11 protein-coding genes, 1 pseudogene and 1 riboswitch are annotated in these 13,505 nt (G+C 49.3%); of the genes and pseudogenes, 3 read left to right on the top strand and 9 right to left on the bottom strand.

Features of this window, described 5'->3' with window-relative positions; translation table 11 throughout:
- Positions 1–519: 519 nt before the first annotated feature.
- Both thiC and ACR32F_RS03240 read right to left on the bottom strand, forming a co-directional pair.
- Complete coding sequence (thiC, locus tag ACR32F_RS03245; RefSeq protein ID WP_440116100.1) at positions 520–2,325, bottom strand: phosphomethylpyrimidine synthase ThiC; 1,806 nt, start codon at positions 2,323–2,325, stop codon at positions 520–522.
- A gap of 348 nt (positions 2,326–2,673) precedes the next feature.
- A riboswitch (TPP riboswitch) is annotated at positions 2,674–2,787 on the bottom strand.
- Positions 2,788–2,905: 118 nt separating this feature from the next.
- Positions 2,906–3,649, bottom strand: a complete 744-nt coding sequence (locus ACR32F_RS03240; protein ID WP_440116098.1) for an IclR family transcriptional regulator — start codon at positions 3,647–3,649, stop codon at positions 2,906–2,908.
- Between the two features lie 361 nt (positions 3,650–4,010).
- Here ACR32F_RS03240 and ACR32F_RS03235 point away from each other — a divergent pair, with 361 nt between their 5' ends.
- From ACR32F_RS03235 to ACR32F_RS03225, 3 genes and pseudogenes are all read left to right on the top strand, one after another.
- The gene (locus tag ACR32F_RS03235) at positions 4,011–5,036 is read left to right on the top strand and encodes an alpha/beta hydrolase (protein ID WP_440116096.1); all 1,026 of its coding nucleotides are present in this window, start codon (positions 4,011–4,013) and stop codon (positions 5,034–5,036) included.
- 190 nt (positions 5,037–5,226) lie between these two features.
- Positions 5,227–6,552 (top strand): Fe-Mn family superoxide dismutase, encoded by a 1,326-nt coding sequence (locus ACR32F_RS03230; protein ID WP_440116094.1) that lies wholly within the window; start codon positions 5,227–5,229, stop codon positions 6,550–6,552.
- 17 nt (positions 6,553–6,569) lie between these two features.
- Positions 6,570–6,722 (top strand): annotated as a pseudogene (locus tag ACR32F_RS03225) (hypothetical protein); the annotation flags it as partial.
- An 88-nt stretch (positions 6,723–6,810) separates the two neighbouring features.
- Here ACR32F_RS03225 and ACR32F_RS03220 read toward each other — a convergent pair.
- From ACR32F_RS03220 to queG, 7 genes are all read right to left on the bottom strand, one after another.
- On the bottom strand, positions 6,811–7,647 hold the full coding sequence (locus ACR32F_RS03220) for an alpha/beta fold hydrolase (protein WP_440116092.1): 837 nt from the start codon (positions 7,645–7,647) through the stop codon (positions 6,811–6,813).
- Positions 7,648–7,956: 309 nt separating this feature from the next.
- Complete coding sequence (locus tag ACR32F_RS03215) at positions 7,957–8,181, bottom strand: hypothetical protein (RefSeq protein ID WP_440116090.1); 225 nt, start codon at positions 8,179–8,181, stop codon at positions 7,957–7,959.
- A 70-nt stretch (positions 8,182–8,251) separates the two neighbouring features.
- Complete coding sequence (locus ACR32F_RS03210) at positions 8,252–9,112, bottom strand: lipoate--protein ligase family protein (RefSeq protein WP_440116088.1); 861 nt, start codon at positions 9,110–9,112, stop codon at positions 8,252–8,254.
- 195 nt (positions 9,113–9,307) lie between these two features.
- Complete coding sequence (gene folE / locus ACR32F_RS03205; protein WP_440116086.1) at positions 9,308–9,901, bottom strand: GTP cyclohydrolase I FolE; 594 nt, start codon at positions 9,899–9,901, stop codon at positions 9,308–9,310.
- Positions 9,902–9,955: 54 nt separating this feature from the next.
- Entirely contained in the window at positions 9,956–10,219 is a 264-nt protein-coding gene (locus ACR32F_RS03200; protein WP_440116084.1) for a YneF family protein, read from the bottom strand.
- Between the two features lie 222 nt (positions 10,220–10,441).
- Positions 10,442–11,473, bottom strand: coding sequence for an HD domain-containing phosphohydrolase (locus tag ACR32F_RS03195; RefSeq protein ID WP_440116082.1), 1,032 nt, complete (start codon positions 11,471–11,473; stop codon positions 10,442–10,444).
- Between the two features lie 15 nt (positions 11,474–11,488).
- Positions 11,489–13,372, bottom strand: coding sequence for a tRNA epoxyqueuosine(34) reductase QueG (queG, locus tag ACR32F_RS03190; protein WP_440116080.1), 1,884 nt, complete (start codon positions 13,370–13,372; stop codon positions 11,489–11,491).
- Positions 13,373–13,505: the final 133 nt, after the last annotated feature.

Genomic DNA, 13,505 nt, shown 5'->3' with positions numbered 1-13,505 from the left:
AAATAGGTCCCCTTTTACAAAATAAAAATGCTCTCGAATAAGAGCATTTCAAATGGTATAATCGTTTTGTACTGCCAATTTGTGGTGGGAAATAGGCTTGCCTCCAGTGGGGGGGGGTGATCCTATGAACTTCTCTTTCAACGACGTAATCGTGTTCGCAATGTTAATTATTGCGCTCCTGACATACATCGATCGTAAAAAGAAGTGACCCGCCACAGGTTGACGGCCTGACGGGTCACTTCATCTGAACTTGCTGCACTCGGAGGAATACCTACCGCAAATGCTGTGCAGGAGTAGCCATTGGCCTGGCTACTCTTATTTGTTTTTTACTTATATTCATTTTATTAAACATCTGTGAGACATTCAACCTAAAGCTGATAAAAATATGTTGTATGGATACTTGTCTTTTAGATAAAGCACATACAATACACCACTAAGCAAAACGGTTCTTCTCCACGATCACAGAGAGGAACGGCTTTTGCACTATTTCAGGCAGCCCAGATTGCGCTTTAATAACGCTTACGATCGCGTCCGATATTCCTCGGCCTTTTCCTGCATGCCCGCAGTTACAGCCTCAGTCTCAGACAATCCTTTGTCCGCGGCAAAAGCACGTATATCCTGCGTAATCCGCATACTGCAGAACTTCGGCCCGCACATGGAGCAAAAATGGGCTTCTTTGGCCCCTTCTGCTGGCAACGTCTCATCATGGTAGGAAAGCGCACGTTCCGGGTCCAACGACAGGTTAAACTGGTCCCGCCAGCGGAACTCGAAGCGCGCTTTGGACAGGGCATCATCCCGGCGCTGCGCGCGTGGATGGCCTTTCGCCAGATCAGCGGCATGAGCAGCGATTTTGTAGGCGATGACGCCTTCGCGCACATCATCCTTGTTGGGCAGGCCCAGATGTTCTTTTGGCGTAACGTAACAAAGCATGGACGTACCGAACCAACCAATCATTGCCGCCCCAATGGCTGAGGTAATGTGATCGTATCCCGGTGCAATATCGGTTGTCAGCGGCCCCAGCGTATAGAACGGCGCCTCTTTGCAAATCTCCATTTGCAGATCGACATTCTCCTTAATCTTGTGCATCGGTACATGCCCAGGACCTTCGATCATGACCTGTACATCATGCTTCCACGCAATCTGCGTGAGTTCCCCGAGTGTAGCCAATTCTGCCATCTGAGCTTCGTCATTGGCATCGTAGATGCTCCCTGGACGCAGTCCATCTCCGAGAGAGAACGCTACGTCATACCTTTTCATAATCTCGCAGATTTCTTCAAAATGGGTGTACAAAAAATTCTCCTGATGATGCGCAAGGCACCATGCTGCCATAATGGACCCGCCGCGTGACACAATGCCCGTCATCCGTTTGGCTGTCATGGGGATGTAACGCAGTAGTACGCCTGCATGGATTGTAAAGTAGTCTACACCCTGCTCCGCCTGCTCAATGAGCGTATCACGATACAACTCCCAGGTCAGCGCCTCGGCTTCGCCATTCACCTTCTCCAGCGCCTGATAGAGCGGCACCGTGCCGATCGGTACAGGCGAATTGCGAATAATCCATTCTCGGGTGGTATGGATGTCCTTGCCTGTGGAAAGATCCATCACCGTATCCGACCCCCAGCGTACGGCCCAGGTCATCTTCTCCACCTCTTCCTCAATGGAGGAAGATACAGCAGAGTTACCGATGTTAGCGTTGATCTTTACGTGAAAATGACGCCCAATCAGCATCGGCTCACTCTCAGGGTGATTGATGTTTGACGGTAAGATCGCTCGACCACTTGCGATCTCCTGCCGCACAAATTCCGGTTCCACACTCTCGCGAATAGCGGCGAACTCCATCTCTGGCGTAATGATCCCCTGCCGGGCATAGTGCATCTGGGTTACACAGCGTCCTGCTTGTCCCCGTAACGGCTTGCCACGCAAGCCTGGATACTCCTCGGCTCCCGCTTTTCTTCCTCCCGGTTTCAGTCCGTTGTCTTCCGGTTTAACCGTTCGTCCCTGGTATGCTTCAACGTCTCCTCGCTCCGTAATCCAGCGGGTACGGAGCGCCGGCAACCCTACCCGAATATCGGCATGAAATTCGGGATCGGTCATCGGTCCGCTCGTATCGTAGACACGCAGCGGCGCATTATGCTCCACCCCTTGGGGAGTATTCGTGTCATGAAGGGCAATCTCACGCTCTGGTACAGCGATATCCGGTCGTGAGCCCTGAATGTATACTTTGCGGCTGCCCGGGAAGGGCTGAACCCGTCCGGCCGCCCCGGTTTCCTTTTCCAACTGCTGATCCTGCTTGTCTTGTCCTATGGTTTGTTCTCCTGTACTCATCGTTCTTTTCTCCTCCTCATTATTGATCGCTTGGTTTGGTTTGCTTGCTTACGCCCCGTCCCAAATCATGCACAACCCAGAAAAGAAAGAGCGATTATACGTCAGAAGATAAGGACATCTCATTACAGGTAACATCGGCAGTTGAGGCAAACTTTATCTATCCAGCTCTGGTAACTCCACCCGTCACTTTGTCCAAAAGCAAAGCAGCTGACATCCGCTTCCGCCTGTTTCCTGTATATAAAAAAGCCGGTTCCCGAAGGAACCGGCTTATGTCCATCACCACTAATGCACCTTATCCAGGCTCCATAGCGGAGTCCATTCATAAGTCACATTATGTGGTGTTCGTGGTCGTATCGCCGATTACTTCCCTACGCTGGTATGATCCAGATCAGGTGCAAAGGGTCCGGAATCTCATGCGATTCCGTCTCAGTCCGGACAATTCGGACTCCCCCAGTAACGTTAACAAGTTGCGACTTGTATGCCGCAGTTCATATTAGATTAAACTGGCCCCCCTGGGCCATCCATTACAGAGTAGCTCAACCGGACCAGAAAAACAACCTTTATATGCCAAATTTAAAGATTAGGATAACATAAGCCCCATTTGCGTGGCTGCTTCCTTCAGCACAGGTGCGTATTCATGCAACGTCTCCTGAGACAACCGGCTAACAGGGCCGGACACTGACAAGGCCGCAGCAATGTTGCCTTTTCGGTCCATGATGGGTACAGAAACCGCAGCAGCTCCCGGCTCACGCTCCTCATAACTTGTCGCATATCCATTCTCCCTAATGTCCTTCATCTGCGCCAAAAACATTTCGGGATCAATGAATACCGGCCACTCCGACCCATTCATCAGCTCTTCCCGATCCTCTTCGGTGGCAAATGCCATGAGCACCTTGCTCGATGCACCCACCGATAGTGGGAGTCGGACACCAACCGGAGCCACGCGGCGAATTGCCTGATCACTCTGCACCGCCTGAATCCGAATCCGCTCACCGCCATCACGCAGGTATAAACTCACCGTCTCGCCCAGTCGATCCCTCAACCGCTCCATCGCAGGAAGAAGCAGAATGGCCGGGTCATCGCTACGTGACATATGGGCAGACAGCTCCCAAATCCGTATGCCAAGTCGATACTTCTCGGTCGCTGCATCCCGGATGACAAATCCTCTATCCTCCAGTGTAGCCATCAGACGATGCACTGTACTTTTATGCAGACCGATCTGACTGGCGATTTCAGTCAGTCCCAGATCACTGCGTGTTGTAAAACATAATAATATATCCAGCGCCCGTTCTACAGCCCGGACGGTTAACTTACGGTCTTCCATGGCATAATGCCCTCCTCATGTTTCATCACATGAAACTTGGTTACATAAATTATATGAGAAACGGTCTCATCTGTAAACCAAAAAGCGCCAATAGGGAATATATGAATGTGTAATTATTTTTCTTTTTATAAGTCTAAATCCCCTGTAATTTGCACCCTTAGGAAATGTTAGCCATATATCTTTAGAACTATATAACAATTGCGTAACAAATGCCTCCAATCAATTGACTTTGATCATATTGGAACATACGATAAAGATATATTAAGTTAAGATTTTGCTCATGAGCCTTTTGCATATATACCTTTTATCCGCTCTGTGCGTCTCGTTGTTATCTTCATTGATTTTAAAAGGAGGGGCAATCATGTATCCGACATCCCAGAGCGAAGCCCCGCTGCAAACGAAATTGACCGATATGCCTTCTTCGTTATCACCGAGGCTGATCCGGTTCAAACATATTGTCGTGGCGTTGTTGCTCTCCGTTGTATTTTTTCTGCTCTTTTGTTTTATTGCACTACACGGTTATATTGCGTGGGTACTATCCAATCCAACCGTAGCGCCTGTCTTCTCCAACCCCATGCAGGCCAAGAACATCAAGTACGAAGACATCACGTTCCCGGCAGCAGATGGCAGCCGAACGATGCAGGGATGGTATATTCCAGCTGATAAGAATGCGAACAAAACGATCATCTTCAGTCATGGGTACGGCGCAAATCGCGAGGAAACATGGGTGCCGATGTATGATCTGGCGCACTACGCTCACCAGCAAGGCTTCAACGTGGTCATGTTTGATTACGGATTCGCCTCACAGGTGAACAAAGCTGTAGCTACAGGCGGAAAAGCAGAATCCCAGCAATTACTCGGAGCCATCCAACTGGCTAAACAGCGCGGAGCCGAGGAAATTGTGGTTTGGGGCTTCTCCATGGGGGCCGGAACGGCTTTACAGACTGGACTTGTGACCGAGGACGTGGACGCGATGATTCTGGACAGCTCATTCCTGCTCGAACCGGATACGCTGTACCACAACATTCATAATCAGATTGATCTCCCGCGTCAGCCCACACTGCAGATTATGAACCTGTTGTTCCCGATTCTGAATGGAACCGGATTACAGCAGATTCCTTATCAAGAGGTGAAAAAGAAAGATTATCCGTTCCCGATTTTCTTCATCCATGGTACCGAGGATGAAAAGGCCCCTTATCCGATTGCTGAACTACTCGCCGCCAACCAGACCAATCCTTACTCGGAAGAATGGATTGTGGAAGGTGCACATCATGAGCTGATCTTCAGGGAGCATCCGAAGGAATACCTGCGTCGTGTCTCACTGTTCCTCAGTCATGTGACGAAGACAAGCAGCGATGTTGTGGAAGATACCCCTACCGGAGAATAGTCATGCTCCGGCATTCAAGAGCCCCTTTGGGGCTCTTTTTTTGTGTACACATAGGACAACATGGCGGAAGAATATACTTTTGGGACGCAATCAAAGACTGCTTTAGCTTGTATATCTCATGTTGAGCGAACCCGGGCGACCTAAGGCTACCATTTGAATTGGAATTCATCTGAATGGAGGTTCACCTTATATGAACTGGTATGGATATGGACATCTGCTACCTCTGCGGATCCTGGAGGAGATACGCTTCTGGAAGGAGCAGGAGAAAGAACATACAATCGTCATTCGTGCACTGGTCCCTGATCTTGAGCCCTCTTATGTCAAGCTACTTGAGGAATGGGAGGCTACCTTTGAGCATAGTGAGAGAGTGGCGAATCAGCTACTGAAACAGCTACTGCCGGGAACCCACCCTCCTGCTCCCTATATGATCCGCTGTATTGAACAGCTGGTCTCTGCTGCATGCTCGCAATCGCGGGAGTTTATCAGACAGCTGTACGTCCTGCTGGAGCAAAGTGCTGCGGTGCAATCCCTGCCTCTGGCTGAAGTCGTCATTCTGCATTTCATACGCGAATCCGAATATTTCCTTGGTGTGCTCAATACCCTGTGTCAGCCTGGAGTGATGCGGGACTCGGCGTCTGATCAGCCTTTCTCACTGGAGAAGCTCCTTCAAACATCAGAACATATCGTCATCCCTAGCTCCAATGAATCCTCAAACTCTGTATTAGAATGGTCAGATCGCGAAGCTGTGGAAGGCCCTCCTCCCACTGTTGTAAAAGCGAACACGCCCTCTCCTTCGGCACAGATGCAGTCATCAGCCGCCGTTCAATCACCTTCTGCAGGCGTGACAGATGGTCCCTCAACCTCCGCTACAGCACCGATCAAGGAGAAACCTGTGCCCATTGGTGGACATACACTTCCGCCCCTACCCTATGCCTACAACGCGCTGGAACCACATATTGACGAGATGACGATGCGTATACACCATGACAAACACCATCAATCCTACGTGGATGGACTGAATATAGCGGAGAAAAAACTGGCGGAATCACGGAAAAAGAATAATTTCGAACTCGTCAAACATTGGGAACGGGAACTCGCCTTTAATGGTGCAGGCCATTACCTGCATACGATCTTCTGGACGATTATGAATCCCAAGGGTGGCGGCAAACCTTCGGGCATGCTCGCAGAACAGATCAAGCGAGATTTCGGAAGCTATGAAGCGTTCAAAAATCAATTCACCGAGGCCGCGAACAAAGTGGAAGGCAGTGGTTGGGCCATGCTTGTCTGGAGCCCTCGGGCGCATAGATTGGAAATTTTGCAGGCGGAGAAACACCAGAACCTGTCCCAATCCGATATCGTCCCACTTCTTCCACTCGATGTATGGGAGCATGCCTACTACCTGAAACACCAGAACGAACGCAAAAAATATATCGAGGACTGGTGGAATGTTCTGTACTGGCCTGCCGTTGCGGAACGCTATGAAACTGCACGCAAGCTGTTGTGGCCGCCCTATTGAGAATTGAACATTCGGATGCCTTGCGTGTACTTGATTCCAACCTGTTCTGGATTAACCCGGATTGCGGCCTGAAAACCCGTGGGCGTGAAGAAACGGTCGCCTCCTTGCGAAACATGGTAGATGCAACCAGGATTGCCCGTGAACAATATGATTCAGTCGAAGTTCTTTAATAGTTGAAAAAGCAGGACACCCTACTTCTGAAAGGTTGTCCTGCTTTTTTGCGTTTCATTTGGTTTTATAAGCAATCTTAATTAATGCTTAGTCCTGCAAAAACTCGATCAACGCTGCATTAAAGGCTTCAGGATGTGTCGCATTAAAGCCATGCGGTCCACCCTCTACAACAACAAGGCGACTGCCAGGGATGGCTTCATGTGTACGTTGTCCACTGACTTCAAGCGGCACAACGGCATCGGAATCACCATGAATAACCAGCGTCGGAATATCGAATTTCTCCAGGTCCTGACGGAAATCGGTAAGAGCAAAGGCAGCGATGCAATCCAGAGTACCCTTTGGTGATGCCAGAACAGCGATATCCCGGTTATATTGACGGAACGGTTCGCTCACCAGATCTGTACGATCTCCTGCTGCGAAAAAGTTAATCGTAAATCCATCCAAAAAGGCTATACGATCTCCCTTAACCCCATTTTGGAATTCTGCAATCGTTGCATCATCCAATCCTCCCTGTGGGTTGTCCTCGGACTTATACAGGTAAGGAGGCACAGCACCTGCAAATACAGCTTTGGAAACCCGTTCTGTTCCATATGTTCCGATATAGCGAGCCACTTCGCCGCCTCCCATGGAGAAACCGACCAGTGTGGCATCACGCAAATCGAGGTGTAAAATCAATTTATGTAAATCAGAAGCAAATGTATCATAGTCATAACCATTCCAAGGTTGGGAAGACTGACCAAAACCACGACGGTCATACGTGATAACGCGGTAGCCCGCTTCAATCAGGGCAGGTACTTGCTTCTCCCAGGATCGTCCACTCAATGGCCAGCCATGAATAAGGATGATGGGTTTCCCCTCGCCATGATCTTCGTAATACAGTTCAATGGGTTGAGCATTCTCTTCGCCTACGTTTACTTTAGCCATGGAAAATCCCTCCGTTAGTTATGTTGGTTGGTACTATTCAAATGCTACATATGCAATCTATTATTGTCAATCGCACCCAAGAATCAAATAAAATCGTTCAATGTTAATTGGAAGCATCGATTATTTTAAACAAAACATAATCTAACATCTATTCAGCAAAAAAATAGAGACTCATGAGCGCCTATCCTCCATTCAACTGAAACGCTAAATAACTGAAAGATATCTCTTTCAATTAAACTACAAAAAAAGCAAGCCTCTTGATTCAAGAAGACTTGCTTGTATTGAGATACTCTATGGGTACAACCACCACTAAGAAGCACAACCCTCACACGCAACATAATTGTCGCCAACCTGTTTGCTAATGGCGATCAAATCGCCCAGCTTGATATCGTTCTCCTCTGTAAACTCCAGATCGGCAATACGTGCAACGATAAGCGCTGCGGCCTCTTCCTTGCTTGTTGCCATTTGGCTGAACTCAGACTTTTCGCCTGTAGATACAACCTCATATACGTACGTATATCTCAATGTTTCCATCCTAACACTCTCCTTCCGAAATCACATCATATCATCTCTATTACCCAAATCCAAGTCCAAGCTTGTGATACTAATCGTAGCGCAGCTTCATCTGCTCGGCCGTTCGTCTGACGGCTTCCCGATCTACAGTCAACACTCGACTTGTCTCCGCCAGAGGATAGCGGTTACGCAGCGTGCGTACCCATGAAGCGGTATACGCTGCCGTAGAAGGGACCCCTGCCAGTTCCTGCAAGCTCGCCATCGTTCCGGGGCGAACATCGGGATACCCTTCACTGGTGCCGCCTGCTGCGTTCTGATAGAACTTGCTTACGTCTGCTGCGAGTTGATCTCCTTGTCCTTCCACGATGATAAAGGCAGTGATGATATACGCCTTGGCCTGTCTTCGCTGGGCAATACCACAGAATTTCAGTCCACGCACACTGACATCGTAATCTCCCGGACAGAATGCACCTTCAATCTCACCCGTCTGAGCCTGACTCGACCATGGCGTTAACGATTCAGCGATCAGTGAGGCCATCTCTCGAAAATCATCATGAATATTAATTGCACGTCCGGGATTGGGTAAAATCAACGACACATTGACTACCCCCGGATTCAGGGGAACAGCAGCACCACCAGAAGGTCGGACACAGACCGCTGTCCCTTGGCTTCTAATCTGTTCCATCGCTTCAACCGCCTGTGGCAGCTTCCGATCACGCAGACCCGCTACAAAGGCAGCTGGATGCCGCCAAATATGCGCGACAGGCAGATGCCCCTCCCCTACTCGGCGGCACATCACTTCTTCCCAGGCGAATGCTTCAAGCACACTGCTCCCGTGCTTCAGCAGCGGTGTTTCCCAGATCTGCAGGCGTAAAGAAAGATCATTCTTATTCTTTATCTGGCGTTGCTCTCCCGGAAGTTCGGGTTGATCTGAATTGGACGATACACTCATATAAGATAGCCTCCGACTGAACTAATCTGGATGATTTCATGTCGTTACAAAGTAGACATCATCAGGTATTGCATATGTATCATCTGGTGTAATTGAAAATGCGATATATAAATAAGCCGGTTCCCCAGGGAACACGGCTTATCTATAACAATTCCGAATGCGCCTGGCTTGTCCAACGAATGGACTTGTCAGATCTTAATCTTTCACGAGTGACAGGAACTCGGCACGTTGTGCCGGATTGTCACGGAAAGAACCACGTACAGCAGACGTTACCGTCTTACTGCCCGGTTTCTTCACGCCGCGGGAACACATGCACAAATGCTCGCCTTCCACAACGACCATGACACCATTCGGCTCTACTGCTTCAGTCAGAATATCGGCAATCTGTGAAGTAATGCGCTCCTGAACCTGTAGGCGGCGGGTAACCGCTTCAACAAGACGGGCCATTTTGCTCAAACCAACGATCTTGCCACTGGGGACATAACCGATGTGTACCTTGCCGAAGAAAGGCGCCATATGATGTTCACACTGGCTATAATAGACAATGTCTTTCACAATGACCAATTCTTCATGATTCTCGTTAAAAGTAACCCCGAGCACCTCGCGCGGGTCTACTTCATACCCACCAAAAATTTCTTCATACATCCGGGTTACGCGTGCAGGCGTTTCAAGCAGCCCTTCCCGCGTTGTATCCTCACCGATCAAGTTCAAGATCTGCCCAATGTGATACTCAATCTTCTCCCGATTGTCGGTTACTTTCGTATTAACATAATCTTTAACGCCAGCCACTGCCGAACGCCTCCTTTCGAACCACATGCTGTAAGCAGCTACCACACACTGCTATTATTTTCGGCGGCCCGAGTTTTTACGCGCAGGATGTTGTTGCGGCTGCGGCTGTTTCACGCCCGGCTGCTGGTTCTTCATCATCTGCTGAGCACGCTGCATTTGCTTGCCATTGAGGTTATAACCCATCTGCTTCGCCATTTTCTGAAGCATGTCCGGATTACTTTGCATTTTCTCGAGCTGTTTACGCAGGTAGAACACCCCGATGAAAAATCCTCCAACCAGACCAACAATTAATGTAATAATCGGTATTGCTATCTCCATCTCTTAGACACCTCTGTATGCAATCTAAAAAGCCTGATGTTCCGTGTCATCACATGAAGTTATACGTGCAGGATGTAAACATGCCACGGACCGGATTTCCTGAAAGTATCATAGCATTTCCGCACGCCTTGAGCAAACGGATTTTCCAGCTACTAGCTGAATTTGTTCTCCCGTAAACGGATAGAAAACGTTCAATAAACATTCTCGGAAGCATCCGTTTGGCTACATCAGGACCGCCTCTATGAAAACGGTTGTATGCTGAGCCAGATCGATTTCAACCACATCCAGAGAATAACGCGTACTGCCACGTGCCACCCTGATTACCGGTCTACCTGGCAAACCCCGATGCTGACGCACAATGACTCCAGTCTCTTTGGTAGACAATCGGACTGCAGTTCCATTCGGGTACACAGACACACTGCGATTGAATTCAATTAGAATATCACGGTCCAGCTTCGTGCCGGACATCGCCATCATCTCTTCGCAAGCTTCATGAGGCAGGAGACTTCGATCCGATAACCCATTGATCAGATTATCATACATGTTAGCCGCACCAACGATTCTGGCGAACAGATGGATGTCCTTTCCCTTCATCCCTCTGGGCAACCCGGTACCGTCCATATGCTCATGATGCTGCAGAGCCGTATGTGCAACGAGCAGATTGAACTCCCGTTTCGACTTGATCAGCTCGAATCCTTTCCACGTGTGGTGCAAGGAAGCATTCGCTGCCGAACCACTGCCGGGCGCTTCGCCAACTTTGCCGATATCATGCAGCAAAGCTCCGATTGCGAGATCCTTGAGCTGCACATAGTTAAGCCCCAGATTCAATCCAATAACCGACGAAAGTAAGCATACATTCATTGCATGAACATACTGAGCATTATCTTTTGTCCGAATATCGGTCAGCTGTACAAGCAGTTCACGCCCGTTCAACACATCGTTTAGCAGCTTGTCGATGCTGATTGCGACCTTCTTTGGGCTCCAATCCTTCCCGGAACGAACAGCTTCAAGCGTCATGCTCATTTCATTAATAACGGCCTTTTTTGTGGCTTCATCCAGAATATCTTCTGTATCCACATCTTTATACGCTTCATCCTGGATGTACAGCATGGTCACGCCAATACGCTTCAGCGTATTAACCATAAAGACGGTGAGCTGGACTCCGGCAGACAGCAATACCGTACCGTTACTGGAATATACTGTTTTGCCCAGAAGCTCCCCCGCTTCCACACTCTCCACGTTTACATACTTCATGAACGTCCCCCGCTCTTACGATTGCTGCTCCAATGTGAGCAATTGCTCTTTGGTTTGCAGACCGCCTACATAACCCACCAGGGTTCCGTCTTTACCGCTGATGCGGTGACAGGGAATAATGATCGGAATTGGATTCTTGCTAATGGCATCCAGAACTGCCCGAACTGCTTTGGGCCTGCCGATGATTTCCGCAACCTGTTGGTGTGATGAGACCTCTTCATAAGATATATCGGACAGGACTTGCCATACTTGTAGCTGGAATGGTGTTCCAAGCAAATCCAGCTTCAGTTCAAATGCTTTGCGTTCTCCTGCAAAATACTGCTTCAACTGCTGTGCAGCTTCACGCAGCTTCTCTTCATTTTTCTCATATCGATATTCGCCAATCCAGGTACGTGCCCATTGTTGCAGATGCGCTTCGCGCACATGAAACGCCCCAAAATCAATATGACAAAGCCCTTTATCCGTAGCACATAACGTAAGTGTACCGATCGGTGTTAGTACCTCATCATAATACACTGGCGTGCCATGAAGGCCGGTTACAGCCGAAGGTTTCCACGCTGCGGCTTCCAGTTTGGCAGGATGTGCTGACTGCTCACCACCCTGTTCAGACGCCATTTCCACTTTCAGATCCTGCTGTAAAGACTGTAATGAATTGTGCTGGTTATTTTGTTCCTCTGGCTGCTGATTGCTCACTTGTTGCCCAGTCTGTGGCTTATCGGGTAAGGTTTCGGAAGAACTCAGTTTTTCCTTGGCCTTCTGCAGCATGCTTAGTACGTTCCCATCTTGTTCGTTAGCGGCAGCTTCCCCAATTGCTCTCATTGCGTCTTCTCCTCCAATTCTGCTAAGCGCCCAGGCTGCGGTTCCCCGCAACTCGGGACGCGGATCACGCTTCAGTACCTCCGTCAGCTTCGGTACAGCGCTTTTGTCTTTGAAATTGCCCAGCCCAATTACGGCGTTGCGTTGAATCGGCTTCTTGCCCCGCCAGGCAGCGGAACTTTGGCCGAAACGCTCCTTGAATTCACGGTTACCAATATCCAGTAATGGCAGCAGTAAAGGCTTGACAATCTCAGGATCGGGATGAAATTCGGGATGATGATCCCAGTTTTTTCCTCGATTCTTCGGACAGACAATCTGACACGTATCACAACCGTACAGACGGTTTCCAATTTTCAGCATAAACTCTTCATCAACGAACCCTTTTGTCTGGGTCACAAACGAAATGCAGCGCTGTGCATTCAGTTGTCCCGGCCCCACCAGTGCTCCTGTCGGACAGGCATCAATACACTTCGTACATTCACCACAGTCCTCGGTCACCGGTGTATCCGGCTGAAACGGAATATTCGTCACCAGTTCGCCGAGAAAGATCCACGAACCGAATTTGGGCGATATAATGGCACAGTTCTTGGCGCTAAAACCAATCCCTGCGCGCTGGGAGACGGCACGATCCACCAATGCTCCCGTATCTACCATACTTTCGATCATGGCTTCAGGTACGCGTTCACGTATAAAATTCACCAGCTTGTCCATCGCTGTACGCAAAACCTGGTGATAATCCTGACCCCACGCGGAACGGGCAAAAATCCCCCGATAAGCCCCTGGCTCCGACTTCGGCGGGTTCACCATCTTCGATGGGTACGCCACAGCTATCGCAATAAGTGAAGCCGGTTCACCATCCTTCAACTCGGGACGAACCCTTTTCTCAAGATCAGACTCTTCAAATCCGGACTCATACCCGTTAGCCCGATGCTGTTCCAGTATGGATTTTAGCGTTACAAACGGCTCTGCCGAAGCAAATCCGATATCATCAATGCCCAGCCCGGGGCCCGCTGCCTTGATCTCCTGTTTTAGCTTTTCCCATACGGAGGCTGCCTGTACTGCACCGGTCTGTACGCTCGTCATGACTCTTCCCTCTCTTCTTCCAACTCATATTCCGCAAATAGTGAACGCCCGCCTCAACGGGGAGGACAGGCGCTGATATCGATATACCAACCTGGTATACCGTATTTAGGATGATACTGAGTTCTATATGGTT

Source organism: Paenibacillus hebaui (assembly GCF_051934385.1).
Taxonomy (GTDB): Bacteria; Bacillota; Bacilli; order Paenibacillales; family Paenibacillaceae; genus Paenibacillus.
This window is presented reverse-complemented; position numbering and strand designations above follow the sequence as displayed.

Bases quoted from the DNA above. Each gene is read 5' to 3' on its own strand.
- thiC (WP_440116100.1), bottom strand. From the start codon at position 2,325: ATGAGTACAGGAGAACAAACCATAGGACAAGACAAGCAGGATCAGCAG.
- ACR32F_RS03240 (WP_440116098.1), bottom strand. From the start codon at position 3,649: ATGGAAGACCGTAAGTTAACCGTCCGGGCTGTAGAACGGGCGCTGGAT.
- ACR32F_RS03235 (WP_440116096.1), top strand. From the start codon at position 4,011: ATGTATCCGACATCCCAGAGCGAAGCCCCGCTGCAAACGAAATTGACC.
- ACR32F_RS03230 (WP_440116094.1), top strand. From the start codon at position 5,227: ATGAACTGGTATGGATATGGACATCTGCTACCTCTGCGGATCCTGGAG.
- ACR32F_RS03220 (WP_440116092.1), bottom strand. From the start codon at position 7,647: ATGGCTAAAGTAAACGTAGGCGAAGAGAATGCTCAACCCATTGAACTG.
- ACR32F_RS03215 (WP_440116090.1), bottom strand. From the start codon at position 8,181: ATGGAAACATTGAGATATACGTACGTATATGAGGTTGTATCTACAGGC.
- ACR32F_RS03210 (WP_440116088.1), bottom strand. From the start codon at position 9,112: ATGAGTGTATCGTCCAATTCAGATCAACCCGAACTTCCGGGAGAGCAA.
- ACR32F_RS03200 (WP_440116084.1), bottom strand. From the start codon at position 10,219: ATGGAGATAGCAATACCGATTATTACATTAATTGTTGGTCTGGTTGGA.
- ACR32F_RS03195 (WP_440116082.1), bottom strand. From the start codon at position 11,473: ATGAAGTATGTAAACGTGGAGAGTGTGGAAGCGGGGGAGCTTCTGGGC.
- queG (WP_440116080.1), bottom strand. From the start codon at position 13,372: ATGACGAGCGTACAGACCGGTGCAGTACAGGCAGCCTCCGTATGGGAA.